A 26,232-nucleotide genomic window follows, 5' to 3' on the forward strand; every position below is an offset into this window, starting at 1 on the left:
TAGTTTAAATTCAATAAAAATTTGTATTTGTGAAAGGTATTGCTTAGTTTCAACTATCTGTTAACTAATGGAATAGAAGCTTGAAACGTCGTGACTTTATGTACCTGGCAGGTATGGGCGCTGGAGCGCTGATGCTGCCTATACCTGTAATGGGGAATCATGTGCCGCCGGAGGCCCTGATGGGGCAAATGGATGTGGCACTGAAGAAAGAACTGGCAGATGTCGCACTGAATGCAGCCCGATCCAGTGGCGCGACATACGCTGATATACGTATCGGTCGCTACCTGAACCAGTATGTGATCACCCGCGATAACCAAGTGGAGAACACCGTTAACACTGAATCCTACGGTGCCGGTGTGCGTGTGCTGGCCGACGGTGCCTGGGGCTTTGTAGCTGCCGATAACATCACGCGTGACAACATTGCCAGCATGGCCAAAAAGGCCGTTTCCATTGCCAAAGCCAATGCCAAGTTATTGGAGCAGCCAGTCGTGCTGGCGCCGCAGCAGGGCTATGGCGAAGTGAGCTGGAAAACGCCCATCGAGAAAAACGCCCTGGCTATACCTATCAAGGAGAAAGCGGATCTGTTGCTGGCCGTCAACGATGCTGCTATGAAAAGCGGGGCCAATTACATGAACTCGCTTCTCTTTCTGGTGAACGAACAAAAGTACTTTGCCTCAACCGATGGCTCTTACATTGACCAGGACGTGCACCGTATCTGGCCTATTTTTATCGCTACGGCCATAGACCCTGCCACGGGCAAGTTCGAGACACGTCAGTCGTTGAGTTCGCCGATGGGTATGGGCTATGAGTACCTGGATGGGCGCAAAGAGAGCAAGATCGCCAGCGTAACCACCCTTTACGGCAATCATTACGATATGCTGGAAGACGCCACTGCAGCCGGCAAGCAGGCTGTAGAAAAGCTAAAAGCAAAGTCGGTGGAAGCAGGCAAATACGATCTTGTGCTTGATCCGTCACACCTCTGGCTAACTATTCATGAATCGGTGGGACACCCGCTGGAGCTCGACCGCGTGCTGGGCTACGAAGCAAACTTTGCAGGCACTTCTTTTGCCACACTGGACAAATGGAAGTCAAAGAATTTTAATTACGGCAGCAAAATCGTCAATCTGTTTGCAGACAAGACACAGCCCGGTTCACTTGGTGCCGTGGGCTACGATGACGAGGGCGTCAAGACCAAGAAGTGGGATTTGGTGAAAGACGGCACGCTGGTGAATTACCAGGCCACCCGCGACCAGGCACACATCATTGGGGAGAAGGAATCACACGGCTGCTGCTATGCCGACAGTTGGAGCTCTGTGCAGTTCCAGCGCATGCCGAACGTGTCACTTGCGGCAGGCAAGACGCCGCTCAGCGTGCAGGACATGATCAAGGATGTGAAAAAAGGCATCTACATTATCGGGGACGGCTCTTTCTCGATAGATCAGCAACGCTACAATTTCCAGTTTGGGGGACAGCTTTTCTACGAGATCAAAGACGGACAGATTGCCGGTCAGCTGCGGGATGTGGCCTATCAGAGTAATACCCAGGAATTCTGGAACTCCTGTACTGCTATCTGCGATGAACGTGACTACCGCTTGGGCGGCTCCTTCTTCGACGGCAAAGGCCAGCCAGAGCAAGTGAGCTCCGTGTCCCATGGCAGCGCGACCACCCGCTTTAATGGAGTGAATGTGATCAATACAGCTCGTAAAATCTAAACTCTCAAACTATGTTATTCACAGAACAACAGGCACGGGACATTATGCAGAAGGCGCTGCAATACTCCAAAGCAGATGAGTGTGTGGTGAACCTGCAGGGCAGTGACAGCGGGAACATACGCTACGCTAACAATGCTGTGTCTACCAGCGGCGAAAATAGTACAACCAGCTTAGTAGTGACATCTGCATTCGGCAAAAAAACAGGTATAGCTACCATCAATGAATTTGATGACGCCTCACTGGAAAAGGTCGTGCGCCGCTCCGAAGAACTGGCCCAGCTGGCGCCCGAAAATCCGGAGTACATGCCGATTCTCGGGCCGCAGAAATACAGCAGCTCCAATGCTTATTTCAAGAGCACGGCAGCGTTCTCACCCGAGCAACGCGCCAATGCCGCGGCTGCGAGCATAATGCCCGCCCGCCAACGCAAGCTTATAGCCGCCGGCTACTTGCAGCATAATACCGGTTTCCAGGCCATGCTCAATTCCAAAGGCTTGTTTGCCTACCATCCCAGCACCGACGTAAGGTTCTCGGTAACGGTGCGAAACGAAGCAGGTACGGGTTCGGGATACGCATCCCGCGGATACAACGACATCACCAAACTGGACACGGGCACAGCTTCCAAAATCGCCATGGACAAAGCAGAAGGCTCAGCCAAAGCGATTGCCATAGAGCCGGGCAAGTATACAGTTATACTTGAACCTGCTGCCGTAGCAGTGCTGCTGGAGAACATGTTCTTTAATATGGATGCACGCAATGCCGACGAAGGCCGCAGCTTCATGAGCAAGCCAGGGGGCAAAACCAAGATCGGCGAAAAGCTTGTGGATTCAAAAGTGAATATCTACTCAGACCCTACTCACCCAGACTTGCCTACGGCCACATGGAGTGAAGACGGCCGGCCTCTGGAGCGAACAAATTGGATCGAGAATGGGGTGATAAAAAATCTGTATGCCTCACGCTACTGGGCAGAAAACAAAGGGGCAAAGTCAATCCCGATGCCGAACAACGCGATCATGGAAGGAGGAAAGACATCGCTCGATGACATGATCAAAAACACGAAACGCGGCATCCTGGTCACGCGTCTGTGGTACATCCGCTCTGTGGATCCGCAGACCCTCTTGCTGACAGGCCTTACACGCGACGGTACTTTTTTAATTGAGAATGGGAAGGTAAAGCATCCGGTGAAGAACTTCCGCTTCAACGAAAGTCCGATCATTATGCTGAACAACCTGGAGGAAATGGGACGTCCGGAAAGGGTGGTGAGTGGCGAGTCGAACGTGAATTATATTTTGCCACCACTCAAGGTCCGTGACTTTACGTTCAGCAGTCTGTCAGACGCTGTTTAAGCCTAGATAGAACACGACTTAATCTAAAACTAAAGAAACCGCTTCGGTCAATCCGGGCGGTTTTTTTGGTTTCTAATTCTTATTTATTCAACCCCAATTCGTAATGCTCTAGGCTCTCCCACGGCTGGTTCGTTCGCATAAACTGCCCCGTCCCAAAGGCTACTTCTTTACCTCTTTCGTTGTACAGCGTTGCTTCTGCCACAAAGAGATTTTTGCTGATAGAACGCACCGTACCTACGGCTCTTAGGGTGCCGGCATTTACAGGCCGCAGCAAGTTGATCTGAAAGGAAGAAGTAACGATAAACACGTCCGGCACCAGAGAAGCAACAGCAAAGTAAGCAGCATCATCGAGCAGCTTAAAATAGGTAGCACCGTGTATGGCCTGCGCTCCGTGAAAGTACTTTGAGTTGACTGGTAGTTTGATCTCAGCCTTGCCATGTGACACTTCGATGCTGCTGCCGCTGAACAACTGCTGTACATTGGCACTCAGGTATAGCCTTTCCAGTTTCCGGTGATGGGTTTCAGGTTTGGTCGACATGTGGTGTTTTTTTTTGTGCAAGTATACGCAATGCTACTCAGGCGATTGAGCTTTTGTGGAAGAAAGAAAAGGGAGTGATTGCAGGAATGTTAGTATATTCGCTTGTTGCAGGTATAGCCGAATAAATTGCAATGGATAGGGAATGCACTTGCCTTTTCATTGCGCGCTTGCTGTACAGAAGCATGAACAGAATAAAAATAGAACACCATTATGTCAGATGAATTGAAACAGTGTCCGAAATGTAGCTCACCTTACGGATACGCCATGAGCGAAGAGCTTTACGCCTGCCCGGAGTGTGGCAACGAGTGGAACCCGAATGAAGTGGAAGAGGATGCGGGTTTGAAAGTAGTGGATGCGAACGGCAACATACTTCAAGACGGCGATTCAGTTGTTGTCATCAAAGACCTGCCTGTGAAAGGCGCTCCTAAGCCGGTGAAGGCTGGAACCAAAGTAAAGAATATACGCCTGACCGAGGGTGATCATAACATCGACTGCAAAATCGATGGCTTTGGCTCTATGGGACTGAAATCAGAGTTTGTAAGAAAAGCTTAAGCAGTTTGGTCTGTTGCTGAGCAGGGGGCAGCATTGTATGGTAGATATCTTCACCGAAATAGACATTAACAGACCTCTTTTCGAAGTGTCGGCTTACGCTGCGGATCCGGATAATGCGCCGGTGTGGTATGATAATATCAAGTCGGTGGAATGGAAGAAGTCGAAACCCCTGGTTGTCGGTTCGCAGGTCGCTTTCTTCGCTCACTTTCTGGGCAGAAAGCTTGCCTATACCTACGAAATCATCAGCTATGTTCCGGGGCAAAAAATGGTGATGCGAACTTCTGAAGGACCTTTCCCGATGGAAACCACCTATACCTGGGAGGCAATCGATGCTGGCCGCACACACATGACCCTGCGCAATGCCGGGCAGCCCTCCGGGTTCTCTAAAGTGTTTGCTCCCTTTATGGCAACCATGATGCGCAGAGCCAATATCAAAGATCTGAAAAAGCTAAAGGAAATCCTGGAAAACAGCTGATCATATACCTTGACTAAAGCAGCCTCTGAGATGGAATACCCCTACGGCCCCGGCATCAACCACATCGAGTTTTGGGTGAAAGACCTGAAGGAATCGGTGCTTTTCTATGGAAAGTTATTCCCAATGATTGGCTGGTACGCGCTCAACGAAACATCCTTTAGCTGCGGCCAGCACGAAATCTACTTCAAGCAAATGCCGGTTGAGTTCTGTGACAGCCTGGGTGTGCGGCATATCTGCTTTCATGCCATAAGCAGGGAGGTGGTTGATCAGGTAGGGGAGTGGCTTCGGAAGCAAAATGCTGCTATCATACGTGGACCGCAGGAGATGCCACACTATAGTGCAAGTTATTATACCGTCGATTTTCGGGATCCGAATGGCTTCGTGCTGGAGGTGGCTTATACTCCTGATGTAAAGCTTTGAACACGAACAACAGTAGCTGAAAAAAAAAAACAAAGGCAGCTACTACTAGCTGCCCGTTTTTCATAGTTATATTTTGTGCTATGAACTCCTTATACTCCTAATCCAAAACTATGTTGTGGCCGGGTCAGAAATTATTGTTTAGCTACTTTTTTACCGGGCAGGCATACCTTGTTTTACAGTCGTAGCACAGATGCCTGCGGCCTCCATTTTCAGAATGGCCATTTCCTCTATCAAGGCTCTGAACTCCTCCAGCCCTTTGTCAAACGAGGTGTGGCGACCCATCAGGAAAACGAACTCCCGCTCAATCTCAATCCAGGTGCTGATGTCGGCGTGGTTGTGCTGAATCTGTACCTCTAATTTGTCGAGTGCATTGGCTACTTTTGCCTCATACGTTTCCTTTTCTTCAAACTCATACCACAGCTCATATATCTCCTGCCCGGTTGATTCGCGTAACTGGTCCCGCAGGTTGAGAATGGCTTGCTGTTCACGCTGCTGCTTTAGCAGTTTGGTTTCCTCATTCACAATATCGAAAGCAGGCACATCACCGGCTTCGGCCTCTACCAGGTCATGAATGATGATCATTTTGAGCAGCCTGGCCATGTCAACGCGCTGCTCCAGGTATGGCTCCAACAAAACAGCCATCAGGCTCATGCGCCAGGTATGCTCCGCCACGCTCTCCTGCCTACCATTGGAAAGCCAGCTATGGCGCATCTCAAATTTGATCTTCTCTGCCAGGGTTAGCACCTCCAGCACTTTCGCAAGGTTCTCTTTCATAGGTTGTATTTTGTGCTGCAAAAATAAGACTTTATTTTTCTAATGCAGCCACTGCTGCCATACGCAGCTCTTTTACACGGTCTTCAAAGTATTCTGCCAGTTTCCCTTCTCCCAGTACAGCCACTTTTCCGAACAGCTCAGTTAGTTCCTCGCTGTGCTCCGCTTTCTGGCCCTTGCGGATGTCGATGTAGGCGAAGCGTGTCCAGATGACAGAGATGATCGCTCCTGTTTCCGGGTCTACCATCTGACCCTCCATCATCAGGTCAGAGCCGCTGTACCAGCGCAGGCAGGTTTTGATGGTAACCGTTTCCATGAACTTCACTTCGCGCAGGTAGGCAATCTGGTTAGAGGCTACTACCCAGGCTTTGCCCGTCGTTTTCCCCATGGCGTAAATGTCCAGGCCATAGTTGTCGCGCAGTTGATCTTCGCGAGCATTCAGGTAATAATCAATGTAGCGGCCGTTATTCAGGTGACCGAAAGGATCACAATCTTCAAAGCGGATCAGTGCCTTGCTTTCCAGTATTTTGCTATAATTTTTTTCCATAATGAATAGGTTAAAAAAGACCGATTGGTTTTTTTATATTAAAAAAAAATCAGGTTTGCAATTCAGACTCGAGCATATACTCCAGCTGTGAAATAACCGTGTTGAGGTATTTGTTGTCGCCATAAGCTTTTGAAAGCATGATGCCGCCTTCAACCATACTCACTAACAGAATAGAAAACTTCTGTGGGTCTGTTTCAGGTCTGAACTCTCCCCGCTCTATACCTTGCATCACAATGTTGGCAACCGCTTTGTGCAGACGGTTGAGCACTTTCACAACACTGGCCCTTAGGAGCGGGTTAGTGTCGTCCGCTTCGACTGCTGTGTTCAGAACAGGGCAGCCACCCTGCACGGGAGGCGAAAAAAGGTAAGTTTTATAGAACTGCAGGATCGCCTTCAACTTATCTGAAGCACTCTCTTTAGCTGCTATTCGCTCGCCGATCATGCGGGTGATGATGCCAGCCGCATGTTCAAAAGCAGCCAGGGCAATCTCTTCCTTGCTCTCAAAATGTCCGTAGATGCCTCCTTTCGTCAGCCCGGTGGCTGTCATGATATCCTGCATCGACGTACCGGCATAGCCCATCTGATTGAACAAAGGGGCGGACCGCTCTATGATGAGCTGGCGTGTACGTTCTGCTTTAGACAAGGCTGTTTGCATCATTCAGAATTGAATACGCAAAATAAACCAATCGGTTTTTAATTTCCAAATCGTGGCTTACCAATCCGGCTTGGTAGGATCTGGCTTGCGTGTCGCTTTTTTGGGGAGTTGCTGGATGTACTGCTGCTCTGCGCTGCGCATCGCCTCCAGCATCAGGCGTGCTTTTTCGGGGTTGATGTTGAGCTGCTGCAGCCGGTTGTTTCGGGTTTGCGCTCTTTGTTCGGCATCAGTGAGAGGTTCTCCACTGCGGCTTCGCTCTGGCAGGCTCGGGTCAAATTGGCTGTCAGGGTTCATGCCCTGCGTATCGCCGGGCTGCTGGCCACTTGTTTCCGTTTTTTCAGACTGTTTGTCACTGCCGTCTTTATCTGGCTGCTGCCCTCCTCCTTGTTCCTGTTGCTGCCCCTGGTCGTCACGTTCAGGCTTGTCTACTTCTGCTTCCTGGTCCCCTTCGCTGTCAGGGTTCTTGCGTGGTTGTTCTGCCTGCTCTTCCTCCTCCGGTTTTTGCTGTTGGGGCTTTGGCTGGTTTTGGGCTGCCTGCTGGTCTGCAGGGAATTGATCATCCTCTTCATCCGTCTGAGCCAGGTCCGGACGCTGTTCCAGAAGCTTTTTGATCAACTCATAGTTATACCTGGCCGCCTCGTTTCCGGGCTCAATAATCAGAGTTTGACGGAAATAGGAGAGGGCCTGCCTGTATTTTTTGCTTTGAGAGGAAATAGCACCAAGTTGGAGCAGCGATACCGCCTTGATATGGCGGGTGGCGTGGTTGGCCAGCAGGGTATACTGCTGCTGGGCTTTCTGTAATTCGCCCAGGCGGAAGTAGGCGTGCCCCAGGTTAAGCCGTACCTGATCATCCTGTACGTCGAGATCTTCGAGCAGATACTCGTATGAAGCCACTGCCTCTATGTAATCTCCCCGCTTGTAGGCTGCCGCTGCCAGGTCTGCATGCTCGTTCATGAGCGAGATAGTGCGCAGTCCTCCCGACAGGAATCCGATAAATAGTATGACAGCTAGAAGAGCTTTCATATCCTGAGCAGTTTAACGGTGATAAGCACATCCAGCAGTATAAGCACTAAGGCCAGAGCCAGCGGGTAGATGTACTTGTTGGCGGTTACATCAATGGTTTTGCTTTCGCGCAGTTCACCTTCTATGTTGTTGATGGCGTTGATCAGCCGGCTCACCTCACTGATGCGGCCGTTTACTTCAAAGTACTCGCCATCGGTAGCCTCGGCTAGCTGCTCCAGCCCTTCGGGGTGTAAACGGGTGACAACAGGATTGCCTTGCTGATCCTTTTTGAAGGTGTTGCCAACTGGTATCTGGGCGCCGTCAGTAGTGCCGATGCCCAAAGCAAACACCCGTATGTTCTGCTCGCGCAGCCTGTCAGCCCAGTCAGAGGTACGGCCTCCGAAATCTTCTCCATCACTGATGAGCACCAGGATGCGGGCCTTTTGCTCACTTGCCTCCGGCGATGCCGCCTGTCCGAATTTCTGAGATACAATCTCCAGCACAGGTACAAAGCTGGTTCCGCCGTGTGGTAACAGACCGGTGCGTAAGGTTTGGGTATAAAGCGTGAGCGCCTGCTGGTCGTAGGTGAGCGGGCTTTGCAGATAGGCTTCGGAGTCAAATACGATCAGGCCGATGCGGTCTGAGTTAAAGCGACTGATGAGCCTGATGATGTCGCGCTTGGCCCGTTCAAGTCGTGAAGGCTGCACGTCGTTAGCGTCCATGGAAGCCGAAAGGTCCACGGCGATGTAGATGTCCTTGCCAATGGTTTTGATTTCCTTTTTCATTGCCCCGAACGATGGCCCGAGTATGGCGATGATCAGCAGCACAACATAGGCGTGTCGCAGCACAAACTTCACCCAAACACCATGCGGACGCTGTCCAAAAAAGGCAGACACCTTCCGCACCCGCCACAGATAACCGACGTACAGTCCCATAAAGAGAATGCCGAACAGTATTTCAAGCAGTGTTAAAGTTTGGTACCAGGTCATGTTGTGCGGGTTCAGGCCAACGCCCGATGACAAATATAAGAAAGGAAAGCCAATGTAACGGGTTTTTGAGGCGCCTTGTCGACAGATACAGGTATAGCAGGAAGGGGAGGCAAGAGGTAAGAAGCTGAAAAGGCAATACTGGCCTAAATTTTTTTCTAAAAATTTCGCTTCAGAAAGCTGAATAGAATCAAGTAGTTAGTTTTCGAAAAGGTAGTTTAGAGGTATGTCAGGCGGGTTTATTTGCTAAAATTTTGGCGAGTGCTATTGTGTGGGCAAATTTAATGTAGTATGTTTGCAATCTCTTCAGCAGGGAGAGACCCGGAGGGGTGGGTGAGTGGCTTAAACCAGCAGTTTGCTAAACTGCCGTACTGGAAACGGTACCGGGGGTTCGAATCCCCCCTCCTCCGCAAGCGAAAAAAATAAATTGAAAAAGTTTTGACAATTTAAATTCTTCGCTTACTTTTGCACCGCGTTCAACATTAACAGCGACATCAAACATCGCTAACCGGAGTTGAAAGCACAGTTCGGGGTGTAGCGTAGCCCGGTATCGCGCCACATTTGGGATGTGGAGGTCGTAGGTTCGAATCCTGCCACCCCGACTTAAAAAATTTCGGAAGCAATTCCGAAATTTTTTGTTTAAGGGTAGAGCTAAGCTCTCCCAAGGACGCTGGTCTCGTAGCTCAGCTGGATAGAGCAACTGCCTTCTAAGCAGTAGGTCTTTGGTTCGAATCCAAACGGTGTTCGGACAAGGCTCAATCCAGGCTTACAGGGGCACATTTTTTGGAGTTGTGGAGTTATTTGTGAAGTTTTTACATCGTAAATTACTCCAACATTTCCTGGTCCGTTAGCTCAGCTGGATAGAGCAACTGCCTTCTAAGCAGTAGGTCAATGGTTCGAATCCATTACGGATCACGGTTAAACCCTTAACTATCAGATAGTTAAGGGTTTTTCTTTTAGTACTATTTCTAGTTATATGTGTTTCCAGGTCTTGCGGAGTAATATTTTGCTGATTGCTGCCTGTCCTACATTAAACTCCGCAGCAAGGTTCCTGGTCGTAACACCGCCTGTAGCGTATCTCTTCCTGATCTCTAATACAGTTTCTTCAGTCAGCTTTGCTAAGTGGTTGTCCTCGCCCTGTTTCGCTTGGTGTCTATTGTGGTCTAACGTGTGCCTGTGGTTCTCACTGTAGCTAACCCATCGCAGGTTCTCTATATTGTTGTTTGTGCGGTCAAAGTCAATGTGGTCCACGATGGCTTTCTTACCATTCAAGTGCTCAGGTAGAGGTAACCAAGTCTGTGCTACTAAGCGATGAACAAATCTACCACACTGCTTACCCTCCTTCATCAAGGTTAACTGTTCGTAACCGCAGGTGCCAACTGCCTTGCATAGTGGCCTGTCATTCTTAACCGACCATACATTCCCTAGGTTAGATGCTTTGTACTGGCCTTCAAATCCCGGTATGTCTTTCCAGATTTCTAATTCATTTCTCATACCATTATATGGCTGAGAAGACTCAAAGTCTGATTTAATTAGAAGTTGGTCTAATTATTTCGCTCGTGCCTTACGGCTGACCCGCTTTGAGGCGGGCCGACGGACTCCTTGCGATGGGTAGATGTGTAGTCAATTTACTTATATGGGTAATCTCAGGAAAACGGTACCTATTGCCCGTCTTCCCAAACGCGAAGCGTTAAAAGGATAAGGATGAATAATAAATGAAAATAAATGATAAGAAAAGCGAAGCGTAAAAGGATAGGCATATAGACACTGAACGTCCCTTTTTTTAGTAGAAAATAATTTGAAAAAACATTAAAAAAGTCAAAAGGGGAGCGGTGTAGTCAGATATATAAATAAAATCTGACACACTAATAATGACCACTTTAACTTCTAACAATGTAAAATTCGTTTACTCATCGTTCAAAGAAAGATACTACACTGAGTCAAACCAGTTCCCAAAGTTCTCAGACTTCAGCTTCACAAACATTCTCGGCTACGATCAGCACGACGCTACCTATACTGCACACGGTAAGAAGTGCGTAGCTGAGTTCAAAATCAGAGACGTTTCGTCAACTGCCTACCCTTCTGCAATGATAGAGAAGAAGAAGTTCGACTATCTGATGGGCAGATACCAGGAGACAGGAGAATTGCCTATCTACCAGTGCTACTACAATGACGGCGTATGCCTGCTGTTCAACCTGCTTAAGTGCCAAGACATCCAGGTTGAGTTGATTCCGTGCCCGAAATACACAATGAACCGCGCCGCTGGTAAGACTGACAAGTACGTCCTCAACCTCCCAACAGACAGAGCGCTGAGAATGCAGTATAATATTCCAGCCGAATCAGATGTACAGAAGAGCTTCTACAGCCAGTACACGGTTGTCTAAACTACCCTATGCGCACGCACTAAAAGAACCTGAATATGAAAATTGAACTCAAGCCTTACCACCCAAGAATTTTTTACCATTGTCCATAACAAAAGAGAAGACCTGATTAAGATTTGCCTGAAGTACTTAAGAAGCAAATTTGACAAGACGCTTGACTTAGACACGATTGACGACTGCTTCAACGAGATTATAGTATCCACCGCCGAGAAACTGGCTAATCCTGAAAGCAGCGTAGTGATTACCTGCTGGAACGATGTCAGGAACTACATCACCAAGTCTTTCTGGTACAGATTTAAAAACTCTGGAATGAAGAGGCAGAAAGACTTCCATAACAATAAGTATATCCCCATCAACTCCACGCACAGCCAGACGATTGAGGATACTGCATACTCGGAAGACCCCATCATCACCAACACCGCTGATGTATACCACAGGATTTTCGAGTACGTCTATTCTAAGTACGACCAGGAGGAAGCGGCAATCTACAAAGCACACACCATCGACGGGTTTACATTCGACCAGCTGGCAGAGGCCACCCGTTTCAAGAGAAGCCGCTGTTATGAGATTGTAAAAGCAATAAGGGCGGATGTACAGGCGAACAAGGAGTACTTCCTGGCTGCCAAATAAAGGTGAAGAGTGAACATATATAAATCGAGGAGTGACCGATAAACCGGGACTCTTCGATTTTTCATTTATGTCAGAATTAAAAAAGACTAAAGGTGTCTCTGTGATGAACGCAGCTCCTGCTGTACGCAAGAACCTACGCGAGCAGAAGTTTGATTTCGCTTATGAGCGGGTGATACAGGGGATGAAGTATATGCAGATTGTCCGCGAGTTCGCTATGCAGTTTGACGACACTGAGCGCAACGCCAAGAACTATATCAAGAAGGTAAACGAGCACCTGGCTAACCCAGCACCTCAGGAACGGAATAAGGCGCTTAACAAAGCCAGAGCCCAGTACGAAGACCTGTATGGCAAATTGTACGAGCAGGGTAAATACAAAGAGGCTGCCGATGTAAGAGCCAAGATTGACCGTCTGGAAGGCTTGGACCGAGTTATCATTGAGCAGAACGTTACCTCCAACCAACCTCAGCTAGACCTGTCCGCTTTACCGCTCGAAGTACTCCTACAGCTCCAGGCGCACCTACCCGGCAATGCAATCGATGTGCAGTTTACCGAAGTAGGCAAAGAATTCCCTGAAGACCCAAGTGAGCAAGAAGAATCAGAATAATCCGCTCCAGGGCATCACTGCTGAACAACTGGAAGCAGCCATCTGCAAGCAGAGTTTTTACGAGTTTTTTAAAAGAGCCTTCAAGGTACTTGAGCCACACACTACTTACGTTGACAGCCCTATCATCAAATACCTATGTGACAGGGTACAGGAGGAAGTCGAGCGCATAGCAAGGGGGGAGAAGAAAGACCGAGACCTGATTGTAAACGTACCGCCCCGGACTTCCAAGAGCCTTATCTTTTCTGTGTGCCTTCCTGCCTGGGTGTGGACGAAGTATGCGCATATGCGTTTCATCACCGCTTCTTATGCTGCGACTTTATCTACTAAGCTTGCCCTGGACAGCCGTACCCTGATACAGTCAGACTGGTATAGGAAGCTTTTTCCTGAGGTATCGCTAAAGGATGACGCCAACAACAAGACCGCTTTCGAGACGACAGCCAGAGGAGCAAGGGTTTCCACTTCCGTAGGCGGTACCATCACAGGTATGGGAGCTGACATCATCATTATAGATGATCCGCAGAAACCGGACGAGACCAATTCAGAGGCCAAGACCGAAGACGTACACAACTGGTACGACAACACCATTGAGAACCGACTAAACAACGCCGTAGTTGGTTCACGGATTATTGTAATGCAGCGCCTTTCAGAAGATGACTTGGTTGGCTACCTGCTGGAGCAGTACCCGGAGCATTTCGAGCACATCTGCCTGCCTGCAGAGCTGAATGAAGACGTAAAGCCTGCCAAGCTTAAAAAGTACTACAGGGACGGCCTATTCGACCCGGTTCGCTTGGGACACAGCCGACTGGCGCAGCTGAAGAAAAAGCCCTATACCTATGCAGGCCAGTACCTACAGTCACCGGCACCTGCTGGCGGCGGTATGTTCAAGCGGGAGTCTTTCAAGATTATCTCTTTTGAGGAATTCCTGCAGGCGACCAGCAATGAAAAGGTAACCTGGCATTTCTTCCTGGACACGGCCTTTACCTCCAACAAGAAGAACGACCCGACTGCCATTGTAGTAGCGGCCAAGGTCGGCAATATCCTCTATATCCGGGATGTCAAGACCAAGCACTATGAATTCCCTGAGCTGATGAAGTTCATAAAGGAATACGTACCCAGGTATGCCACATCAGGTACCAGAATACACATAGAAGGCAAGGCTTCCGGTCAGTCACTTATACAGCAGCTGAGACAGAACTCAATCTTCAACCTGAAAGAGCTGCAACCAGGCAAGGAGTCGAAAGAGGACAGGGCCTACGGCGTCACTGACTTCGTGGAATCGAAACGCGTTGTGCTGATTGAAGGCGCTTACACATCCACTTTTCTGGACCAGGTGACCATCTTCCCGAACTCTAAGAATGACGATATGGTGGACGCAATGGTGTATGCCATCAAAGAGCTGATCGCTAACAACAGGACTTTCGCCTACGGATTCTCTTAATGCAATCCATTAAATAGATGTCCTTCATCGACATATATAAATTGATGAAGACAATCAAGCACAACAAAGCATCCTATACACTACCTGAGGGCTGGTCTGAAGTGAAATTCAGCCAATTCAAAGAGCTGATGAAGCTGAACCAGGACGAACTGGGACAGCTCGAAAGGGCGGTACGCATCGTTTCCGTTTTCTCGGGAGTGGCTTACGATACGCTGGTTGACGAGGATCCGGCACTTATTTTCAGAATTCTCCACGAGCTGGATTTCCTGGATACGGGAGTAGAGAATATGGAGCCTGTAATGCACTTCCAGTTAGATGGTGAGACCTACTACGTCAACGACTTGGAAAATTCCGCTTTCCGCGAATACGTGGACTTCCAAACCATAGAGGAAAAGACAAAAGATAAGCCTGAGGAGGGCATTACCTGGAAGCTGGCTATCCTATGCAGAAAGCAGAATGAGAAACCGCTTAAAGGAAAAATACTCGAGGAAAGAGCCAGCCTGTTTGAAAAGCTGGACGCTGAGACGGTGCTGCGCATCAACAGTTTTTTTTTGCTCAAGCAGCGATTGTACAGCGAGGCTTCCCTTCTGTATTCAAACCTGGAAAAGGAAATAAAGGCGAAAGAGGAAGAATTACGCAGTCTTTTGACAGCAAATGGGGCTGGCGGGCGCTGGCTCACAAAATGGCGCAATCGGTCATTAACCTTCAGCTTGTCTATGATACGCCGACTCTCGACGTTCTGGCGCAGCTCGAATACGAGATAGACACCGCGACGATGCAGGAGAGCCTTCAGAAGCTCGACCAACAAAACAACTAACCAATAAATGTCCAACCAAATATACAGGATTCAAGGCCTGAAGGGTATCAGGGACCTGGTAAAGGTGACCTGCGAGGCACACATCAGCGTCAGCGAATTCAAGTCCGGTCTCTCCCTGGAAGACGAAGGCACTGAATCGATGTACCCGCTCGCTTACCTGGAAACTGGCTTTGATGTCAGACAGGAAGACGGTAACTCAGAGACCTACAGCATCAACCTGAACATCGCCGACCGTATGCCGGAGGATGCAACCGAGGAAGAGGTTATTCTGACACTATCCAAGACAACGCAAATCCTGGACGAGATACACTACCAACTGGAAACACTCTCTCCGAGCAGCATCAAGGTAGGCTATACAAGCAAACTGGTGTACCGAAGCTATGGTAAGGACAACCTGGCCGTAACAAGGGCTGAATTCACTATTCGCATACCCCGTTATGTAGCCAGAAAGAATTCAGGACTGATGTCAATTGACATCCCGAACCTTCCGAAATTCGGTAATGCGCACATCATCCTCTGGGACAGTATCAAGAACAAGCCTGAACTGCTTTCCACGGACGATTTAGAAGCCGTATCACAACATCTTAACGCAAGCATACAAACTACAAGACAGGCTCTGGAAGACGCGATACAGGTCGCCAAATCAGACCTGGAGGATAACATAGGCACTGTTAAGTCAGACCTGGAAGGGAATATAAACAACGTCAAGTCAGATTTAACCGGAGCCAAAGCAGAATTCAATACCAGGATAGTAGGCGCGCAGACAGAGTTCAACGCGAGACTGGAAGCGACCAAGACAGAACTGGAAGACAAAATCCTTATCAGTTCTCAAACCACAGAGACCATAGGCGTCACGGTGGACGGCGGTAAACTGGCAATCAAATCAGGCAGTAAAGGCTACCGCGAGATACCTTTCGCAGGAAAAATACTTTCCTATACCATCATCGGTCCGAACACAGGCGACATCATTTTCGACCTGAAGAAAGCTACTTTGGAGACCCTTGAATCAGCGGTTTCTATCTGCGGAAACAATAGGCCGATGCTGCAGGGACAGTCTCAGAAACTGGGTACGGACCTGTTAGGCTGGGACATCCAGGTAAACGCCGGAAACGTGTTGGAATTCTTCGTTGAGTCCGCCACCTTGAGCAAGATACAGCTCTTCCTAAACATCAAGAGAGACTAAGAGGATAGCCTGCTACCAAAAAATAATATAAGAAATGGGAATTGATTTTACAGAGATGGGCGGCTTCTTGTCCACTAAACTGAAGGACATAGTAGAGTATGCGATTTGCAAACGGAACCCGATGGGCAGTGACGAGATAGCCCTGTTGGAGTTCATAATAGAGCCGGATTGTAACGGTGACACTATTACTATCAAAGTGTTCCAGGCAGAATTTTTACCTAACACATTGACGATTACAATACCGATTACCTATTAAAAAAACAAGACAATGAAAAGCTACAAAGATTTAAGGTTCAACAGACCAGACTTACTCACCCAGGTATACGATAAGGACAAGATTACCGTAGGAAGCCTCATACGTCAGGTAGATAACACGCTGACCCCGATGCCGATGGCACTAGCCAGACCTATGGAAGCCAGTGTGGCTATTGCTGGACTATTCCCGTTCGCTATTGAGTACGACGAAGACACTCAGTACGTATTCCTGGTGGACGGCGCTACCGCTACTACTAACAGACGTGTTATTATGTATGAGTTTAATAAGCATACTAGTAGCTACATATGGAAAGGTTTCATCACTGTGCTATTCCCCGTAACAGGTAACGTATCTGCAAGAGGTTTACGCTTAGCTGAATATCACTACACAACCGGCCAGGTTACAGCATCTGGTACTACTGTGACTGGTGTGGGTACAAATTGGAAGACCGCAGGTTTCTCTGTTGGTTCCAGAATAGGATTCGGTACAATCGACCACAGAAATGTGACTGCCTGGTACGAAATAACAAGCATAGAGTCAGACAACCAGTTGACGCTGAACAAGCCTGTTGTTGAGGAAGTAGCGGGACAACCATTCACTATAGAGGAAGTCCGTGTGATAATGGCTTGCTCAAACTCCGTTACTACTAATGGCGGCTTGTTCGTTATTAAAGGCTTAAACTATGACACTTTCACACAGGCAGGTACCACTATACCAGCCGCTACGACAATAGACAATATACGTGCTACCTATTGGCTTGCTGATGCACCGGTAGTTACTAACATACTACCAGGCGGCTCTGCTATAGACGAAATGGTAGACTGGCATAACCACGAAGTTTACTGTACCAACGGTTCTTCCACTACTCTAAGAGTTTTCAAATACAACATTAGACAACCGCTCACTACTCTAACAGCCGGTAAAAGTGTCGAGGCTCTTGTGTTATCTACCGGTAACCAGTTGGTTACAGGAACACTATCTATCAACAACAACGGTAGAATAGCTACGGCTAACCACGGCGCCGGTGCTGGGGAGAAATCTCTTTACTTCGTGACTAACTCCCGTTTGTACAGGATTAACCTGGCAAACATAACCAGCGGTTCTACCACATACGTGTCAGATTCTATGACAGAGATACCTGCTGGTGGGGCAATGACTGTAATGGCGGGTGCTGTTCTGTCTAGTGTTGAGTACTCTGGTGTTATTGACTCGTTTATAGTTAACTCATCAGGTCTTGGTAGAAGTTATGTGAGTAAGTACAAGACAGACGGTTCTCAGTTCGACCTCAACTTCCTATCGGACGCAAGACAGATAGACGGTTCAAACGCTGACAGTGATGCACCGTTCTACCCATCTTTATCTACCGCAACGTTCTCGTCTTGGGTTGAGAATGGCATTATGCACACAATCAGACAGAGTGCAGTTAATACTACTAATCAGATGTACGCTATCCCTATAGCTGCAGATTATTTATTGTCTAATGACCAGTACATCATTACCCCGGTGTTCAACATACCGAACCTGCGAAAACTAGACAAAGTTTATGTGGATGTTATCAATAGAATAGGCAGTGAGCGTTTGGGTGTGTCTGCAGAGCCATACAACCTCTACTACCGCACTTCTGGTATAGATGATAATACTGGTCTATGGATACAGGCTGACAGCGATATGGCTGGTGTAACAGGTACTAAAATACAGTTCAAGTTCACTTTCCGCGTAATGGGCCAGACGTGCCTTACCGCGAGAATCAAAGGTCTGACGGTTACCTATGAGGATAACAACACAGACTCACATTTCAGCCCGAGCAACAAACACACTTCTATCCAGAACAATGTGATGGCATACCGCCAGGTGGATCTTTTCGACGGTAGCAGGGTTCCTGAAATGACCATCAAGCTGTTCAACGTCGAGACCAATATACTAGTATTGGCTGACAACACTTCCATCAGCGAGTTCGGTACTTGGGAGTATTCAACAGATGCCGTAAACTGGCTTCCTTTCAACGGCAATGCAGCCAACAGGGTAGGCAACTACATCCGCTACAAGGCGCTTGGTCTACCAGCTGGTATAAAAATCAAAGCGGTACTGTCCGTAAGCTAATGGTCGAGGACATCATCTACGATGTGGCTTTTGTCTTAGAGACAGAACCACTCGCCGCCCACGAGATAGGGGAAATAACGGGCATCGGCCTGGACGTTTCCGGCTACCTGGCAGAGGGTGGCGGCAGCCAGGAAACAAGCAGTGTGTTTTAAACCAAAGAGCTCCTTTACAGGGAGCTCTTTCTGTTTAAATAAAAACCTGCCGGGGACATATATAAATTGATGAGCGAATCTAAGTACGGTAGGATTAAGAGAGTCCGCAGGGGCAAGGGATCCGGTAAGCTATTCACGCCACAGGAGCTGAAAACTTACCTGGACGGCGAGCTGTTCGAATTGGCCAAGCAGATAAAGGAATTCATCATCGCCGAGGCAGAGAAAGGTGGCAGACATAAGTTCAGAAAAGACGGCAGGGGCGGTTTTGTCAACAGCACCGAAGTGGAATTCACGACAGACGGGGTTGAAATAACGCTCCCAGAGCAAGCCTACTATATTGAACAGGGCAGAAAGCCGCTTGCTAAGAAAGTGCCGATACAGGCCATCATAAAGTGGCTGAAACGCTACCGTATACTAGGGCGCGACAAGCGCTCAGGAAAGTACAGGAAGACTTCGGCTGCTTCCATTAACTCCACCGCCTGGGCCATCCAGCAAAGTATCTACAAAAACGGCATCAAGGCCCGCCCATTCATACAGGCATCGCTCGACTTCACAGAGCAGCTTATCTCCCAGGTGATCGACGAGATAATGATTCCCGAGATCATCCAAATCGTTGAGTTCAGCTTCAGCGACAAGAAATAACTACGCAATAACTTGTTTACACTAATCAAGAGGCCGAGGATTGTCGAGGCCGCCTTCAACAAAATAGAATGGGGTTTTAACTACGAGAATTACGCTGTGGGCGATTTGTTCTATGTGGACATCCTGAAAGCAGACGGAAGCCTGTTGACGACCCTTATCAAAAACGGATCTGGTACCGGCCGCGCCACCTTTGACGTGAGCCATACGCTGCGCACCCTTTTCAACGAGGTAATGCCCTACGACCCGACCCGTTTTATGCAGAAGGACGACACCGCAATGAAAGGCTATTCCATCAAAGCGGGCTTCATCAAGATGGTCAACCGTCAGCAGGTAAAGAAACACCTGTACACTTCCTGCAATTTCTATGTTTTGAGAGCTGCTTTGCCATTTGACGGCAGCGTAACGGTAGCGGATTTGACAGTCAATTATGATGTACCGGTGCAGTTCCTGACCGACATCACCCCAAGCCAGCCGAGCGGGAATAATCTCTACCTACCAGTGCTTTTCACAGCACCCAACGAGGTAAAAGTAAAGATTAACTATGTGACTGAGGTGCAGACCATCAGCGCATCTATTCCGTCAGCCGGGGTATACGTGTTCAACGTGAAACCTGAGCTGCAGAACAAAGCACACAGCAACTTTACGGTCTGGTTGGAGGCTGATAACAAGGTCCACACCGCGTTAAGAGAAGTTTACCATATCTGCGCTAACGTTGGAGAGACCGGAGGCCATCAGGCCACAGGTTTTGGTTACAGTACCGTTTCATTCTATGACGCGGAAATAAAGGCGGAAGATATAGCCAACCCATTGGCAGCGGCGAACTTGGTATGCGAGAACAACGGCACTGGACCAGGAACCTACACAGCCACTGTAACAGAGACTGTCTACTGTACCAACGGAGTGGAGGGAAGCTCAATGGCTACCGCCACCAGAACGAGTAACATTTCACAGACCGATGCCGAGCAGAAGGCAAGGACAGCGGCTATCGCAATGGCGCAGGAGGGTCTTGTGTGTACGCCTCCACCGACCAAATACACCGCCACCTATACTTATACCGCTTACTGTCCAACAGGATATTCAGGACAGAAGACAGTCAACGGTTACGGTGAGTCCTACTACTCCCAGGCGGAAGCAGATCAGAATGCATTCAACAGCGCCAAGACAGGGGCTGAGAGCGGTCTTGTATGTACGCTTAACGAGCAGCCGAAAATATTCGCAGGCTATACTACTTACGGACATTTATCTTTTAATGACGCGAACAACGACACGTTCTACCCTTCAGCACTTTACACGGATGACGGTACATTAGAATCAGGTAAGCTGACCTACACCAGCCCAGCAGGAAATTACAACCTGGTGCGCGGCTTCTACAAGATCGACATTGGAATGGTGTTCGAAGTGGGTACGGACGGAAGAATACTCAACATCTACCTGGCAAGCCCTGGCGGACAAATCCAATAAAGACAACCCACTACAATGCAGATAACGACAACAAAGAGCTTCAGCCTGACAAGGGCATTGGACGCGCCGGTCAAGATTACCTTCCTCAACAGGAAGGGCGGTCTTGACACGGTGTTGTTTACCCGTTTCCAGGACATTGAGGTAAAGGGCAAGGCGCAGACATACGAATCCGGCAATACTACCAGAACCTACAATGTCGATTCAAGTAAGTCAGTAACCTACTATTCTCCCTGGTTTACAGAAGCGGAGTTTGCCTGGATGGAAGACCTGATGGAAAGCCCTTATATCCAGGTGAACGGCAGGCAGGTAAATGCCATCGACCGGAACCAAAAGATAGACACCATCAACAGGCTGTTTAGCCTGGAGCTGACCGTAGCATCCGAGTACGGCCAAAACCGCATCTCCTTCTAACTTGAATCATTTAGAGATTTACATCAACGGCCAGCAGACTGACCTGGGCGAGGCGCTGAAAGTGGTGCTGGATAAGGTGGTAAGCGAATTCCGCAACCCTTTGAAAAAAACTGGCACATACTCCTACACCATCAAATTCCCGGATACTCTGAAGAATAAGGGTATTTTCCACTACCAACAGGACAGGGCAGTTATCGGCAAATTCCGCAAGCAATACGACTGCGAGGTTTACTGCAACGGCGAATTGATTCTGTCGGGCTATTTCATACTGAACAAGCTCACCAAAGGGTATTTCGAGGGGTTTATCACCGGCTCTAAAGGCGGACGCATCTCTGATATTGTTGAAGAGAAGTTGATGCTGCGCGACATCAAGTCTTTCACTCCGATTGACTACCTGGGCGATTATACTGTCTGGGAGAATATGGACCGGGATTTGACTGCTAACAATTCAGAGGTAGCTTTCCCTTTTGTCCTGGATTCATTTGCCAGGCTGAAGTATATGTCGGGTGGTTACATCGACGGTACACCACAGTCACTGCGCTTCGACCACTTCGGAGTAAGCCACTTTACGGCTGCCGTTTTCAAAAATATCTTTGCAGACCAGGGATACACCCTGAACGGCTCAGTGTTGTCCAGCGATGCCTTCAACAGGCTGCTGATGTTTTATACCGACAACGGTGACGAGACTGCCTACAACTACGCCAGGCTCAATATCCTGAGCGTATTCGGTCACTACCACCGGAGCAAGTCAATCAACGGACCGATGGTACCGGATGTGGAGGCACAGGACTACAAGCTTTACGTAGCGGAACCAGAGTTCAGGGACATCCGAAACGTATTTGACCCGAACATCATTGACTATGCAAAATCCGGCGATACAGCTTATTGTATGGGAGAGGACGGGGTCTACACCTGTAACTACACTTCCAACTACACTTTCCGATTGAAGTCACAGATTCCGGTGACGGATACAGCCGGTACAGCGATAGCGGCCAAGCAGTTCCTGGTGTTCCGGGAGATAGGCAACGATAAGTACGCAGACGGCTCCTACAAATACCAGAATTACAACAGCATCAACTTCGACAGCATCAAGGATTTTGACACGCTGAACACGAACAACGAACCTGACGGCGATGGCATACGCTCCAACTTCACGGTAAGGCTGGTAGCAGGGAGACAATACCGGGTACAGGTATACATCTTTATCAGAAACACCCTGAATACAGATGGGTTGTTACTCCACGCCGTGAACGCGCACACTTGGCTCAGCATCACCCATATCGACGGACACCAGCAGCTGAACCCGGCCCGTTTTCTGCCTGAGATGAGCCAGCTTGATTTCGTAAACGCACTTTTCAAGCTGTTCAACCTCTATTACCAGATTGACGAGGGGAATAAGATGGTTTCGCTGTTCAGCCGGGATGAGTTCTTCGAGCAGAGCAAGGCCAACATACTGGACATCTCCAACAGGCTGAACCTAGATAGTTTTGAGGAAACACCGCTATCAGAGGGTGAAATAGCCGAAACTTATTTCAAGTGGTCAACTGATGAATCGGACTACCTGCTTGCCCGGACGGACTATATGGATACGGTGAACGGGGACACGCCGGAGGAAGCGTACGAGCTGCCTTTCGCACCGCTCGGATTCCTAGCAGTGAAGCTGAAGAAGTACGGGCAGAATATGCTGGATTTTCAGGAAGCCTACGACCTGCTGCCAGCTGCCATACCGGCCACGGACATCACCGATATGTCTGTACTGGAGGACTACAGCGCCAGCTCCAACTTCGGTTACAAGCCTAAACTGGCTCTCTATATGGGACCTAACCCGCTTACAACAGGAAGCTATGTCATCTCGGACACCAACAGTAACTATTACCTGAGACTACGGACTGTCAGTACTGCGAAACCAATGCCGAGGCTGGTATTCTTCAACATCAAGGAACAGCCCGCCTACGAGGTGCAGACCAACCTGCCGACCAGGGAATTCTTTGTCAATGACTTTACAGGTACCACTGTATACCAGAGCGAGAACCCGCTTTTCATTGCGGACGCGCACAACGCAGGTAAACTGGATGTCACATCGCTTGCAAACACCGGCTCTAAATCGATGTTCCAGAAGCTCTACCAGAATGACCTGGCGATAACAGACTGGTCCAACTTCACCGAGGGTACCATCAAAATGGACCCGCTGCTTTACAACAGGCTGAACGGGCGTAACATACTCTGTATCGAAGACGATCTGTACCTACTAGAGAGTGTCAAAAGCTACGACCCTACTGGCAACACCGCGAAAGTAAAACTTTACAAGATGGTGTCCAGCTAAATACCCCCTGGAAAGGGACATATATAAATCGGGTGGGGTGCAAATGTCCCACCGGTTCCCACCTTAATGGCAACTAACAAGAAAATCAAATTTGACATAGAGGGCTTTAACCAGGCCAACAAGGAAGTAAAGGAGCTGACCGACCGACTGGGCCAACTTCACACCGAATTCTCCAAAGCCGAACAGGGTTCCGAAGAGTTCAGAAAGATTCAGAAGGAGATAGCTAAGACCAGTACGCAGCTGGACGTAGCCCGCAGTAAAGTGGAGTCCTTCAACCGCACCAAACTGGATAAGGTAAAGGGCATCGTATCCGGTGTACGCGATGGCTTCGGTAAACTGACCGAGACCGTTACAGGTACATCCGACTCAGTAGGTTTACTGGAACAGGGTTTTGCTCAGATGGGCATCCAGAATAATTTCCTGACACGGTCAATCGAACTGTTAGGAGGTAAGGGTACAAAAGCGCTGATGTCACTGAGAATGGCATTTCTGGCTATTCCCATCTTAGCATTACTGACAGGTATAGCATCATTAGTAGCCTACTTCACGAAGACACAGGAAGGATCCGACAGGCTATCTCACAAGATGTCCTACCTGAGCGGCATCTTCACTGGTCTGGTGAATGTAATGTCCCGAATGGGCAAGGAGTTCGCAGACTTCATCGAGAAGGTGCTCAACGACCCGATGGTGCTGTTGGATGCCATCATCGAACAGGTAAAGACAAGAGCGGGCGGCTTATTCAAGATATTCACTTCCCTTGCGAAATGGGATATGAAAGGCGTAGCGGACGGTTTCGGTATGCTTTCCCTAGGTGTTGAGAATGCAACTGAAAAAATGAAAGCCCTTGGTCAGGAACTTAATCAGGCCGGGGAGGACGCGCAGAAAATCAATAAGATGGAGAAAGAGTTCGAGAAGCTTTCCCATAGCATCGAACTGTCTAACGCCAAGCTGGAGAGGCAGAAGCAGTACTACGAAGACATCTACAAGGATTCTACCCGAAATGAGAAAGAGCGGGAAGCTGCATTCAAGAAAGCCAATGCTGCAGAAGACGGTCTTTTCGCGAACAGAATCAAGCTGGCAAGCGCTGAGTACAAGCTAATAAAAGGCCGTAACGCATTGTCCGATTCAAGTAGAAAGGACATCCAGGCGGAAAGAATGGCTCTGGATAAAATCAGTGCCATACGAGCTGAGATGCAGCGTGACGAGATTGCAGACGGCAAGGAAATATCCGCTTTCAGACGCGAACAGCTGAAGATACTTATCTCCACCCAAAAGGAGGCGATAGAGGAGCTTATTTCAGCGAACGAAGAACTGATTTCAAGTGACGAGAAGACCTACCAGGAGAAGCGCACACTTATTCAGGAAAATTACAAAGCGCAGAAAGAACTTGTAGCCCTGCAGCTACAAGAGATTGATAACAGCGATAAATCCCTGGCTAACCAGAAGCTTATAGCTAAGCTGAAATCTCAGGCCAGCAAAGTGGAGGAGGGCGAGAAAAAACGCCTGAAAGCGCTGGATGACGAGTACAACAAGAAACAGGAAACCGCTGCCACCAAATTGGAGGAACTGCAGCGCCAGCGCCAGAAACTGGCTGCCGACAGCATCCGACTGGATGAAACTACCCTGGATGCCTTTATCCAGACCAGCGACAGGAAAATAGCTGCCACCATAGGCTACTATAACACCGAACTGGAGGCCGAAAAGCAGAAGTATGAGAAGGCAAAACAGAATAAACAGCTTTCTGACAAGGAACTGCTTGCACTGGAACAGGAATACCTACTGAAGAAAGAGCAGCTGGAGAAAGCCAGTGCTGATGCAGTTATCGCCTTGGAAGACGGTATCCGGGAAAAACGCAAAGAGGTACGTGACAGCGACCTGGCTGCAATGGAGAAGACAAAGGAGCTGTATAAGAATGCCTATTCTGAAATAGCGACTACCGTAAGCAATATCTCTAATAATGTGACCAGGGCCGCCGTATCGATGCTGGATGCGAGACTAACTGAGCTGGACGACTTCCTCTCTGAGGCAAACAACAGACTATCTGAGATAGACGCAGAAGCCAACACGGTGCAATCCAATATCAACGGGCTTGAAAACTCTTTACTGAAAGCAAGGGGCGACGAGCGGGAGCGTATCATCAGGCAGTTAGAGCAGGAGCGCAAGAAAGAGACAGAACTGGCAATGCAGCGCAAGCAGGAGGATGCCCGGATCAAGAAAGCCGAACAGGAGAAAATTCGCCTGGAAGAGGAGAAAGACAGAGCGCTTCAGAAGCAAACACAGACACAGCAGAAGCTGGCCGCTATTCAGGCCGGTATGGTCGCAGTGGAATCCACGTTAGCAGGTATAGAAGCAGCCAAAGCAATCTCCAAAGCAGCTGCACAGGGTAAAGTAGGTTGGGACAACATCGCCATTCTATTGGCTATGACAGCTGCTACCGTAGGCAGTTTGGCTACTATCAAAAGTGCTACAAAGGGCTTCGCTGAAGGGGGGTACACTGGTGACGGCGGCAAGTACCAGGAAGCTGGCATCGTGCACAAAGGCGAGTATGTTATACCACAGTGGATGGTCAAGCAGAACAAATCCCTTATCAGTTCACTGGAAGCACAAAGAACAAGAGGCTACGCTGAAGGCGGCTCTGTAGCCGCTGCTATGGCGGACTCAGTGAACCCTAACGCGGAGCTTGTAGCCAGACTGGACGCGATGAACGCAATGCTGAACGCGAATCTGAACAAACCAATCTATACCGTAGCTACCGAAGTAGCCGAAGTCAATGCCAGGGTAACCAGCATCAAAGAAACAGCCCTTAAATAATGAACAAGGATTTACCAGTATA

General features: G+C 48.8%; 26 protein-coding genes and 3 tRNA genes. 22 read left to right on the top strand and 7 right to left on the bottom strand.

Going from position 1 to position 26,232, the window contains the following annotated elements:
• Positions 1-80: 80 nt before the first annotated feature.
• Positions 81-1,712 carry a TldD/PmbA family protein gene (locus Q1A54_RS12725; protein WP_299988646.1) on the top strand — a complete coding sequence of 544 codons (1,632 nt, stop codon included), beginning with the start codon at positions 81-83 and terminating at the stop codon, positions 1,710-1,712.
• 11 nt (positions 1,713-1,723) lie between these two features.
• Positions 1,724-3,055 carry a TldD/PmbA family protein gene (locus Q1A54_RS12730; RefSeq protein WP_299988649.1) on the top strand — a complete coding sequence of 444 codons (1,332 nt, stop codon included), beginning with the start codon at positions 1,724-1,726 and terminating at the stop codon, positions 3,053-3,055.
• A gap of 79 nt (positions 3,056-3,134) precedes the next feature.
• Here the strand turns inward: Q1A54_RS12730 and Q1A54_RS12735 are convergent, their stop codons facing one another.
• Positions 3,135-3,593, bottom strand: a complete 459-nt coding sequence (locus Q1A54_RS12735) for a PaaI family thioesterase (RefSeq protein ID WP_299988652.1) — start codon at positions 3,591-3,593, stop codon at positions 3,135-3,137.
• Between the two features lie 210 nt (positions 3,594-3,803).
• On the opposite strand from Q1A54_RS12735, the gene Q1A54_RS12740 reads away from it, so the two are divergent.
• From Q1A54_RS12740 to Q1A54_RS12750, 3 genes are read left to right on the top strand one after another with little or no spacing between them, the layout of a single operon-like run.
• Complete coding sequence (locus Q1A54_RS12740) at positions 3,804-4,145, top strand: zinc ribbon domain-containing protein YjdM (protein WP_299988655.1); 342 nt, start codon at positions 3,804-3,806, stop codon at positions 4,143-4,145.
• A gap of 37 nt (positions 4,146-4,182) precedes the next feature.
• Positions 4,183-4,620 carry an SRPBCC family protein gene (locus Q1A54_RS12745; protein ID WP_299988658.1) on the top strand — a complete coding sequence of 146 codons (438 nt, stop codon included), beginning with the start codon at positions 4,183-4,185 and terminating at the stop codon, positions 4,618-4,620.
• Positions 4,621-4,650: 30 nt separating this feature from the next.
• On the top strand, positions 4,651-5,040 hold the full coding sequence (locus Q1A54_RS12750; protein ID WP_299988661.1) for a VOC family protein: 390 nt from the start codon (positions 4,651-4,653) through the stop codon (positions 5,038-5,040).
• Between the two features lie 150 nt (positions 5,041-5,190).
• Here Q1A54_RS12750 and Q1A54_RS12755 read toward each other — a convergent pair whose 3' ends face one another.
• From Q1A54_RS12755 to Q1A54_RS12775, 5 genes are all read right to left on the bottom strand, one after another.
• On the bottom strand, positions 5,191-5,814 hold the full coding sequence (locus Q1A54_RS12755; protein ID WP_299988663.1) for an HD domain-containing protein: 624 nt from the start codon (positions 5,812-5,814) through the stop codon (positions 5,191-5,193).
• Between the two features lie 31 nt (positions 5,815-5,845).
• Complete coding sequence (locus Q1A54_RS12760; protein ID WP_299988666.1) at positions 5,846-6,358, bottom strand: acyl-CoA thioesterase; 513 nt, start codon at positions 6,356-6,358, stop codon at positions 5,846-5,848.
• Positions 6,359-6,407: 49 nt separating this feature from the next.
• Positions 6,408-7,001: a TetR/AcrR family transcriptional regulator gene (locus tag Q1A54_RS12765; protein WP_299988668.1), complete on the bottom strand. Its 594-nt coding sequence runs from the start codon at positions 6,999-7,001 to the stop codon at positions 6,408-6,410.
• A 69-nt stretch (positions 7,002-7,070) separates the two neighbouring features.
• Complete coding sequence (locus tag Q1A54_RS12770) at positions 7,071-8,036, bottom strand: aerotolerance protein (protein WP_299988671.1); 966 nt, start codon at positions 8,034-8,036, stop codon at positions 7,071-7,073.
• A complete protein-coding gene (locus Q1A54_RS12775; protein WP_299988674.1) occupies positions 8,033-9,004 on the bottom strand; it encodes a VWA domain-containing protein in 972 nt (323 codons plus the stop codon). Before Q1A54_RS12775 ends, Q1A54_RS12770 begins: the two co-directional genes overlap by 4 nt.
• A gap of 320 nt (positions 9,005-9,324) precedes the next feature.
• On the opposite strand from Q1A54_RS12775, the gene Q1A54_RS12780 reads away from it, so the two are divergent.
• The 3 genes from Q1A54_RS12780 to Q1A54_RS12790 all read left to right on the top strand — a co-directional run bounded on the left by Q1A54_RS12780 (position 9,325) and on the right by Q1A54_RS12790 (position 9,916).
• A tRNA-Ser gene (locus Q1A54_RS12780) sits at positions 9,325-9,411 on the top strand.
• 118 nt (positions 9,412-9,529) lie between these two features.
• Positions 9,530-9,603: transfer RNA gene (locus Q1A54_RS12785), tRNA-Pro, on the top strand.
• Positions 9,604-9,842: 239 nt separating this feature from the next.
• A tRNA-Arg gene (locus Q1A54_RS12790) sits at positions 9,843-9,916 on the top strand.
• A gap of 57 nt (positions 9,917-9,973) precedes the next feature.
• On the opposite strand, the gene Q1A54_RS12795 is transcribed toward Q1A54_RS12790, so the two are convergent.
• Positions 9,974-10,495, bottom strand: a complete 522-nt coding sequence (locus Q1A54_RS12795) for an HNH endonuclease (RefSeq protein WP_299988677.1) — start codon at positions 10,493-10,495, stop codon at positions 9,974-9,976.
• Between the two features lie 377 nt (positions 10,496-10,872).
• Between Q1A54_RS12795 and Q1A54_RS12800 the strand changes: the two genes are divergently transcribed.
• The 14 genes from Q1A54_RS12800 to Q1A54_RS12865 all read left to right on the top strand — a co-directional run bounded on the left by Q1A54_RS12800 (position 10,873) and on the right by Q1A54_RS12865 (position 26,210).
• Complete coding sequence (locus Q1A54_RS12800; protein WP_299988680.1) at positions 10,873-11,385, top strand: hypothetical protein; 513 nt, start codon at positions 10,873-10,875, stop codon at positions 11,383-11,385.
• Between the two features lie 42 nt (positions 11,386-11,427).
• The gene (locus Q1A54_RS12805) at positions 11,428-12,012 is read left to right on the top strand and encodes a hypothetical protein (protein WP_299988683.1); all 585 of its coding nucleotides are present in this window, start codon (positions 11,428-11,430) and stop codon (positions 12,010-12,012) included.
• 103 nt (positions 12,013-12,115) lie between these two features.
• Positions 12,116-12,616 carry a hypothetical protein gene (locus tag Q1A54_RS12810; protein WP_299988686.1) on the top strand — a complete coding sequence of 167 codons (501 nt, stop codon included), beginning with the start codon at positions 12,116-12,118 and terminating at the stop codon, positions 12,614-12,616.
• On the top strand, positions 12,594-14,054 hold the full coding sequence (gene terL, locus Q1A54_RS12815) for a phage terminase large subunit (protein ID WP_299988689.1): 1,461 nt from the start codon (positions 12,594-12,596) through the stop codon (positions 14,052-14,054). Before Q1A54_RS12810 ends, terL begins: the two co-directional genes overlap by 23 nt.
• A gap of 44 nt (positions 14,055-14,098) precedes the next feature.
• Positions 14,099-14,818, top strand: a complete 720-nt coding sequence (locus tag Q1A54_RS12820; protein WP_299988693.1) for a hypothetical protein — start codon at positions 14,099-14,101, stop codon at positions 14,816-14,818.
• A 60-nt stretch (positions 14,819-14,878) separates the two neighbouring features.
• Positions 14,879-16,054 (top strand): hypothetical protein, encoded by a 1,176-nt coding sequence (locus Q1A54_RS12825; RefSeq protein WP_299988696.1) that lies wholly within the window; start codon positions 14,879-14,881, stop codon positions 16,052-16,054.
• 34 nt (positions 16,055-16,088) lie between these two features.
• On the top strand, positions 16,089-16,310 hold the full coding sequence (locus Q1A54_RS12830) for a hypothetical protein (protein WP_299988699.1): 222 nt from the start codon (positions 16,089-16,091) through the stop codon (positions 16,308-16,310).
• Positions 16,311-16,322: 12 nt separating this feature from the next.
• Positions 16,323-18,410: a hypothetical protein gene (locus tag Q1A54_RS12835; RefSeq protein WP_299988701.1), complete on the top strand. Its 2,088-nt coding sequence runs from the start codon at positions 16,323-16,325 to the stop codon at positions 18,408-18,410.
• Positions 18,410-18,562: a hypothetical protein gene (locus Q1A54_RS12840; RefSeq protein WP_299988704.1), complete on the top strand. Its 153-nt coding sequence runs from the start codon at positions 18,410-18,412 to the stop codon at positions 18,560-18,562. The genes Q1A54_RS12835 and Q1A54_RS12840 overlap by 1 nt, the downstream gene beginning before the upstream one ends.
• A gap of 69 nt (positions 18,563-18,631) precedes the next feature.
• The gene (locus tag Q1A54_RS12845) at positions 18,632-19,204 is read left to right on the top strand and encodes a hypothetical protein (RefSeq protein ID WP_299988706.1); all 573 of its coding nucleotides are present in this window, start codon (positions 18,632-18,634) and stop codon (positions 19,202-19,204) included.
• A gap of 12 nt (positions 19,205-19,216) precedes the next feature.
• Positions 19,217-20,665 carry a hypothetical protein gene (locus Q1A54_RS12850; protein WP_299988708.1) on the top strand — a complete coding sequence of 483 codons (1,449 nt, stop codon included), beginning with the start codon at positions 19,217-19,219 and terminating at the stop codon, positions 20,663-20,665.
• A gap of 15 nt (positions 20,666-20,680) precedes the next feature.
• Positions 20,681-21,076 carry a hypothetical protein gene (locus Q1A54_RS12855; protein WP_299988710.1) on the top strand — a complete coding sequence of 132 codons (396 nt, stop codon included), beginning with the start codon at positions 20,681-20,683 and terminating at the stop codon, positions 21,074-21,076.
• A 1-nt stretch (position 21,077) separates the two neighbouring features.
• Positions 21,078-23,399: a hypothetical protein gene (locus Q1A54_RS12860; protein WP_299988713.1), complete on the top strand. Its 2,322-nt coding sequence runs from the start codon at positions 21,078-21,080 to the stop codon at positions 23,397-23,399.
• Positions 23,400-23,465: 66 nt separating this feature from the next.
• Positions 23,466-26,210, top strand: a complete 2,745-nt coding sequence (locus Q1A54_RS12865) for a hypothetical protein (protein WP_299988716.1) — start codon at positions 23,466-23,468, stop codon at positions 26,208-26,210.
• Positions 26,211-26,232: the final 22 nt, after the last annotated feature.

This window comes from uncultured Pontibacter sp., from assembly GCF_947502515.1.
In the GTDB taxonomy this organism is placed as follows: Bacteria; Bacteroidota; Bacteroidia; order Cytophagales; family Hymenobacteraceae; genus Pontibacter.

What these genes read in the sequence shown, in the direction of transcription:
- Q1A54_RS12735 (WP_299988652.1), bottom strand. Translation starts at nt 3,593, where the DNA reads ATGTCGACCAAACCTGAAACCCATCACCGGAAACTGGAAAGGCTATAC.
- Q1A54_RS12855 (WP_299988710.1), top strand. Translation starts at nt 20,681, where the DNA reads ATGCAGATAACGACAACAAAGAGCTTCAGCCTGACAAGGGCATTGGAC.
- Q1A54_RS12865 (WP_299988716.1), top strand. Translation starts at nt 23,466, where the DNA reads ATGGCAACTAACAAGAAAATCAAATTTGACATAGAGGGCTTTAACCAG.
- Q1A54_RS12825 (WP_299988696.1), top strand. Translation starts at nt 14,879, where the DNA reads ATGTCCAACCAAATATACAGGATTCAAGGCCTGAAGGGTATCAGGGAC.
- Q1A54_RS12755 (WP_299988663.1), bottom strand. Translation starts at nt 5,814, where the DNA reads ATGAAAGAGAACCTTGCGAAAGTGCTGGAGGTGCTAACCCTGGCAGAG.
- Q1A54_RS12740 (WP_299988655.1), top strand. Translation starts at nt 3,804, where the DNA reads ATGTCAGATGAATTGAAACAGTGTCCGAAATGTAGCTCACCTTACGGA.
- Q1A54_RS12795 (WP_299988677.1), bottom strand. Translation starts at nt 10,495, where the DNA reads ATGAGAAATGAATTAGAAATCTGGAAAGACATACCGGGATTTGAAGGC.
- Q1A54_RS12775 (WP_299988674.1), bottom strand. Translation starts at nt 9,004, where the DNA reads ATGACCTGGTACCAAACTTTAACACTGCTTGAAATACTGTTCGGCATT.
- Q1A54_RS12770 (WP_299988671.1), bottom strand. Translation starts at nt 8,036, where the DNA reads ATGAAAGCTCTTCTAGCTGTCATACTATTTATCGGATTCCTGTCGGGA.
- Q1A54_RS12820 (WP_299988693.1), top strand. Translation starts at nt 14,099, where the DNA reads ATGAAGACAATCAAGCACAACAAAGCATCCTATACACTACCTGAGGGC.
- Q1A54_RS12730 (WP_299988649.1), top strand. Translation starts at nt 1,724, where the DNA reads ATGTTATTCACAGAACAACAGGCACGGGACATTATGCAGAAGGCGCTG.
- Q1A54_RS12760 (WP_299988666.1), bottom strand. Translation starts at nt 6,358, where the DNA reads ATGGAAAAAAATTATAGCAAAATACTGGAAAGCAAGGCACTGATCCGC.
- Q1A54_RS12810 (WP_299988686.1), top strand. Translation starts at nt 12,116, where the DNA reads ATGAACGCAGCTCCTGCTGTACGCAAGAACCTACGCGAGCAGAAGTTT.
- Q1A54_RS12745 (WP_299988658.1), top strand. Translation starts at nt 4,183, where the DNA reads ATGGTAGATATCTTCACCGAAATAGACATTAACAGACCTCTTTTCGAA.
- Q1A54_RS12800 (WP_299988680.1), top strand. Translation starts at nt 10,873, where the DNA reads ATGACCACTTTAACTTCTAACAATGTAAAATTCGTTTACTCATCGTTC.
- Q1A54_RS12845 (WP_299988706.1), top strand. Translation starts at nt 18,632, where the DNA reads ATGAGCGAATCTAAGTACGGTAGGATTAAGAGAGTCCGCAGGGGCAAG.
- Q1A54_RS12830 (WP_299988699.1), top strand. Translation starts at nt 16,089, where the DNA reads ATGGGAATTGATTTTACAGAGATGGGCGGCTTCTTGTCCACTAAACTG.
- Q1A54_RS12840 (WP_299988704.1), top strand. Translation starts at nt 18,410, where the DNA reads ATGGTCGAGGACATCATCTACGATGTGGCTTTTGTCTTAGAGACAGAA.
- Q1A54_RS12750 (WP_299988661.1), top strand. Translation starts at nt 4,651, where the DNA reads ATGGAATACCCCTACGGCCCCGGCATCAACCACATCGAGTTTTGGGTG.
- Q1A54_RS12835 (WP_299988701.1), top strand. Translation starts at nt 16,323, where the DNA reads ATGAAAAGCTACAAAGATTTAAGGTTCAACAGACCAGACTTACTCACC.